We start from the raw sequence: 202 nt of genomic DNA, 5'->3' as shown, positions 1-202 counted from the left end.
AAGCCCACCAACATGGCACAGTTCGCAGACATCTGGTATACGGCGAACGGTGCGAATTACGGCAGAAATCAACATTACAATGATAGCAGATACCATATGCTGAACTTCCATGCAACCTTTACAAAAAGCACAATCGAATTCCGACTTTTTCAGTTTGACAAACCAACAGCAGAAAAGAAAAACGGACTTCACGCAGGACAAT

At 43.1% G+C, this 202-nt stretch carries 1 protein-coding gene; it reads left to right on the top strand.

Features of this window, described 5'->3' with window-relative positions; translation table 11 throughout:
- A partial coding sequence (locus DXB92_RS14245) for an amidoligase family protein (RefSeq protein ID WP_242986715.1) occupies positions 1–202 on the top strand: 202 nt, incomplete at both ends.

This window comes from Ruminococcus sp. OM06-36AC (assembly GCF_003438725.1).
Lineage (GTDB): Bacteria > Bacillota > Clostridia > Oscillospirales > Ruminococcaceae > Ruminococcus_C > Ruminococcus_C callidus.
This window is presented reverse-complemented; position numbering and strand designations above follow the sequence as displayed.